Here is a 3382-nt window from a genome sequence, read left to right as displayed (position 1 = left end):
TTTTTTAAGAAGAAAACTAGCAAATATCTTAGCTGAATTTACTCAAGCAGATATCGCTTCCATTACGGGATTTGATTTCATTCTCGATGCATTATCTGTAGCTGGACTTTAGGAAATTGGTATTACACTCCGCAGTAAATAAAAAACAGAAAAACCAAAACTAGAAAGATTAATTGTATATTGGGTGTTGGTGATTTTAATAATGCGAGTTGCTGAAAAACTTTGAAAACAAAGTTAGTTGATGAAAACATAAACATCTGAGGTGAACATGATTCGGGAGTATGAAGAACAGGATTTAGATGATTTGCTATCCGTTTGGATGACTGCCTCTGAGATTGCTCATCCCTTTTTAACCAAAGAGTTTCTTGCCTTAGAAAGAGAGAACATTCCCAAGATGTATCTACCTATCGCCGAAACATGGATTGCTGAAGCGGATGGATGTGTTGTTGGTTTTATCTCGCTACTTGGTAACGAGGTAGGTGCTATATTCGTTCATCCCCAGCATCACAAAAAAGGTTTTGGCAGCGGACTAATGAATAAGGCTAAAGAGCTACGAAATGAACTCTATGTGGAGGTGTTCGCTGCCAATGAGATCGCGCGCAGGTTCTATGAAAAATACGGCTTTGAACCTATTGAAGAAAAAGTCCATGAGCAAACAGGTTTTGCAATCATTCGCTTGCAATTACCAGCTAAGAAATCATTTTCTGAAAGATCGTCTCAGTGAACTCGATCGCTAAAACTCAGAGTCGGCGTAATCAAACATGAGATTAAATTAACTTCGGCTATTGTCCCATGACTAAAATGCGATCGCTACATTATTGTTACCGACTTTTCCTCAATCCACTTAGCCAGATCGGATTCATTTATCTGACTATCTGCCAACCGTATCCATATCTTAGATTTTTCCGCTGCTGATGCTCGAAGATCGTAGCCATTTAATTTTAGAAAAGTTCGCGTTACGACATAAGATGTTCTCTTATTTCCGTCAATAAAAGGATGATTCTTAGCAATGCCATATCCATAAGCTGCTGCCAAATCGAAGAGATTTGGATTACTGTAAGCAAATTGATTCTTTGGTCTAAACAATGCTGATTCCAACAATCCTCGATCTCTAATTCCATCACTGCCACCATGTTCTGCTAATTGACGACGGTGAATAGCAATTACTACTGCTTCTTCAACCCAAATAGGTGCGATCATTCTGCTAATTTCCTTAGCACATCTCGATCTTCACGCATAATAGCTTCTGCAATTTCCATTTGAGTGGCAAATTCTTCATCATAAGGACTAAGCTCAACTCCTCTGGGAGTTTCGGTAACATAAAGCGTGTCACCTTTACTAATCCTTAGTTTTTCTAGAAGTTCTTTAGGCAATATGACTCCAGTTGAATTGCCGACAGTAGTCACTTTTAATTTCACGATCTCTAATTAATCCAATTTTGTTATAACAAATTATATAACATTACTAAATAAAATAAGATAGCAGTCACGCTCGCCAATTTAGCATTCCATGCTTTTTAAGGTTTCCTCGCGAATAGTTGCCAAAACCTGACGACTGATTTGAATAAATTCTGGAGTTAGAGTGTCGTTGATATGACGGGGACGTTTAAGATTGATCGCGATATCTTCTTTAATATGCCCTGGATTAACTCCCATGACCAAAATGCGATCGCCTAGTAACACAGCTTCTTCAATATCGTGAGTTACGAAAATAACTGTAGTTTTAAAATCGTTCCAAATCTCCATTAACAACTCTTGCATCATGTAGCGGGTTTGAGCGTCTAAGGCACTAAAAGGTTCATCCATCAGTAAAACCGAAGGAGAATTAATCAAAGCTCTGACGATACTGGCTCTTTGCTTCATCCCTCCCGAAAGTTGGTGGGGATAGGAATCACGATGTTTATATAACCCAACTCGATTTAAGTATTCATTGACCAACTCGCGACGCTTCGCTTTGGCAATGCCTTTTATTCGCAGTCCAAATTCAACATTTTGCGAGGTAGTTTTCCAAGGTAGTAACGAATATTGCTGAAACACAAAGCCTCGATCTGCTCCTGGTTTCGTTACGGCTTGCTCATCAATCAAAATAGCTCCTTCAGTGGGATTGATAAAACCTGCAATGGTATTGAGTACCGTTGACTTGCCACAACCAGAAGGACCTAGTAGACATACAAATGAGCCAGGTTCAACCGTAAAATTAATCTGATCTAAAACGGCTCTTGTCTTCTGGCGATCGCTAAAACTATTTGTCTATGTTTTCTCTCGAAGCTGGGGGCGATCGCCTATGAAAAATATAGCGATCGCTTAATTAAGTTTTCTGATTACATACGAAGGAAGATGGAAGCCAAAATTATCAGAATGAATAATGAGAAAGCCCCAGTTGCAGAGATATTAAAAGTTTTGAGAGATAGGAGTAAGAGGAAAAAGTAATGAGCGAACAATCATACAGGAGTGAGGCAAAAGTCGAAGTGGAAATTTACCTGCGGTTGGCTTCCCATCTCAACTAATACTTTTATTTTAAAGAGTAACTGTACAAAAGTTAAGTAAAATTAAAAAAGATCAAAGAATTGATAATTAACTTTTTGTTGTGACTGGAAATACAGGACTGTTCAACCGCCGTTTCGCTTCTAATTTTATTCCCCTGCCTCCTTTTCAAGTACCAACAGTAGGCTCAACCGCACCAGACTTTAGTTTGCCAATTGTTGGGAGTGAGAATGATGTGCAGCTTTCAGACTACCGAGGGAAAGAACCTGTAGTGTTGGCATTCACTCGGATCTTTACCGAAAAACTATTTTGTCCTTATTGCTATCCTCACATCCAAGACTTGAAGGGACGCTATCAAGACCTTAAGGACAGAGGAGTCGAATTATTGATGATTGCCAGTACCGACCCCGTTCAAAGTCAGCAAATTGTTGACCAACTCAGCTTGCCTTATCCTTTCTTATACGATCCAGATTGCAGTATTTTTCGTCGCTATGGAGTCGGACAGGCTCTCGGCGCACCTTTACCCGCTCAGTTTATTGTGGATAGAGAAGGTCGAATCACTTTCCGACATCTGTTTTCCTTTATAGATGGTAATGCAGAGACAGATACTATCCTGAGAGAACTAGATAAGCTTTCAGGTAAATAGGGGCTTGAGTCAGAGATTACTCCGCGCCCTCAACGAACGGGGCTTATCCCCATTCGAGGACAATGTAAACTCAAGGGGCTGTGTTCTGAATTTATTTCAGAACAATGACGGGAGGAAATGCCGACGGTCAGTCGGCATATTCCACTCCCGTGTTGACAACGCCCCGCTTGAATGCGATTCAAGAGACAGCCCCTCCGAAGCCTGTCTTGATGCGCGTTCCCTTGCGCGACCGAAGGAAGTCCTTTAGGGTCTT

At 40.4% G+C, this 3382-nt stretch carries 4 protein-coding genes and 1 pseudogene; 2 read left to right on the top strand and 3 right to left on the bottom strand.

The features are described from left to right. Positions 1-268: 268 nt before the first annotated feature. Positions 269-724 (top strand): GNAT family N-acetyltransferase, encoded by a 456-nt coding sequence (locus H1P_RS32015; protein ID WP_186376271.1) that lies wholly within the window; start codon positions 269-271, stop codon positions 722-724. 86 nt (positions 725-810) lie between these two features. On the opposite strand, the gene H1P_RS32010 is transcribed toward H1P_RS32015, so the two are convergent. The 3 genes and pseudogenes from H1P_RS32010 to H1P_RS32000 form a co-directional block, all read right to left on the bottom strand. Next, positions 811-1200: a type II toxin-antitoxin system death-on-curing family toxin gene (locus H1P_RS32010; RefSeq protein ID WP_144875330.1), complete on the bottom strand. Its 390-nt coding sequence runs from the start codon at positions 1198-1200 to the stop codon at positions 811-813. Continuing rightward, positions 1197-1418: an AbrB/MazE/SpoVT family DNA-binding domain-containing protein gene (locus H1P_RS32005; RefSeq protein WP_144875328.1), complete on the bottom strand. Its 222-nt coding sequence runs from the start codon at positions 1416-1418 to the stop codon at positions 1197-1199. The genes H1P_RS32010 and H1P_RS32005 overlap by 4 nt, the downstream gene beginning before the upstream one ends. A gap of 81 nt (positions 1419-1499) precedes the next feature. Beyond that, positions 1500-2222, bottom strand: a pseudogene (locus H1P_RS32000) (ABC transporter ATP-binding protein); the annotation flags it as partial. Between the two features lie 364 nt (positions 2223-2586). Between H1P_RS32000 and H1P_RS31995 the strand changes: the two are divergent. Further along, positions 2587-3129 carry a peroxiredoxin family protein gene (locus tag H1P_RS31995; RefSeq protein WP_144875324.1) on the top strand — a complete coding sequence of 181 codons (543 nt, stop codon included), beginning with the start codon at positions 2587-2589 and terminating at the stop codon, positions 3127-3129. Positions 3130-3382: the final 253 nt, after the last annotated feature.

It is taken from the genome of Hyella patelloides LEGE 07179, assembly GCF_900659865.1.
In the GTDB taxonomy this organism is placed as follows: Bacteria; Cyanobacteriota; Cyanobacteriia; order Cyanobacteriales; family Xenococcaceae; genus Hyella; species Hyella patelloides.
This window is presented reverse-complemented; position numbering and strand designations above follow the sequence as displayed.

What these genes read in the sequence shown, in the direction of transcription:
- H1P_RS32015 (WP_186376271.1), top strand. Translation starts at nt 269, where the DNA reads ATGATTCGGGAGTATGAAGAACAGGATTTAGATGATTTGCTATCCGTT.
- H1P_RS32010 (WP_144875330.1), bottom strand. Translation starts at nt 1,200, where the DNA reads ATGATCGCACCTATTTGGGTTGAAGAAGCAGTAGTAATTGCTATTCAC.